The 1,146-nt window shown below is 71.1% G+C and carries 2 protein-coding genes; one reads left to right on the top strand and one right to left on the bottom strand.

Annotated features, from left to right (window positions below; translation table 11 throughout):
• A partial coding sequence (locus FV222_RS26845) for a bestrophin (protein ID WP_147816170.1) occupies positions 1-390 on the bottom strand: 390 nt, incomplete at its 3' end.
• Between the two features lie 170 nt (positions 391-560).
• On the opposite strand from FV222_RS26845, the gene FV222_RS26840 reads away from it, so the two are divergent.
• The coding region (locus tag FV222_RS26840; RefSeq protein WP_246685695.1) for a DUF2147 domain-containing protein at positions 561-1,146 on the top strand (586 nt) is incomplete at its 3' end.

Below are 1,146 nucleotides of genomic sequence, written 5' to 3'. Positions count from 1 at the left end.
CGCGTGCAGGCCGTGGCCGAAGCCGACGACCCGGCGCAGGCTCGACCGGCGAAGGTCGGCGCGCGCGTCGCCGGGCAGCAGCGCGACCAGGGTCCGGCTCAAGCCGCGCACCTCGACGATGAGCGCCCCCCAGGCCTTCCGGGCCTCCCACCAGCGCTCGTAGCAGGCGTTGTTACGGAAGCTCAGGAAGATCGACAGCGCCAGCCCGATCAGGGTGAAGGGCCCGATCCCCGCCGTCACCGGGAATTTCTCCGGGACGCGCTGCTCGACGGCGACCACCAGGGCGGCGAAGGCCGTCAGCCCGAGGACCTTCAGCGCGACCCGCGGCAGGATCGAGCCGCGCAGGGTGAACAGGATGGCGAAGAGGTTGGGGCGCGGGCGAACGATCATGGACGGCAGGCTTAGCCGTCCGGGTCGCCCCCGTCATCGGCCGCGCGTCCCCTGCGAGCCGACGCACGGCCATGATCCCGTCATGTTCGGAGCGGATTGGCGGGCCTGAGAGATCGTGCACGCCGACGGGCCAAGGCCACGCAGCCGGCGCGCGGCAAGGAGTAATGGGTATGACGGTTCGACGGATCGGCGCGGGAATCGGCGCCTGGGCCGGACGTGCGATGGCGCTGGCGATGCTGACCGGCGTCGCCCATGCGGCGACGCCTGCGGACCCGAGCGGCACGTGGCTCACCGAGGACGGGCGCGCCCGCATCCGGGTGGAGAAGTGCGGCCCGAGCAACAAGAGCCTGTGCGGCTACGTCGTGTGGCTGAAGGTGCCGCTTAACGACAAGGGCCAGCCGCGGGTCGACTTCAAGAACCCCGACGCGAGCAAGCAGGCCCGCGCCTCGCTCGGCCACCAGCTCATCATGGGGCTGAAGCCGAACGCCGACGCCCACTACGAGGGCAAGATCTACAATTCCGAGGACGGCAAGTCCTACGACGTGACGATCTGGTCCGACACGCCGGAGGAACTCACCGTCCGCGGCTGCCTGATCGCGTTCCTGTGCAAGTCGCAGACCTGGAACCGCGTGACCGACGTGGTCGCCGGCCAGATGACCGGGCCGACCAACGGCCCGGGCGGCCCGCGCACCGATCCGGAATACATGGCCGGCAAGCCCGCCGCGACCGGCGCGAACGCGGCCAAGCCCCCCGCGC

The sequence above is a fragment of the Methylobacterium sp. WL103 genome, from assembly GCF_008039885.1.
In the GTDB taxonomy this organism is placed as follows: Bacteria; Pseudomonadota; Alphaproteobacteria; order Rhizobiales; family Beijerinckiaceae; genus Methylobacterium; species Methylobacterium cerastii.
This window is presented reverse-complemented; position numbering and strand designations above follow the sequence as displayed.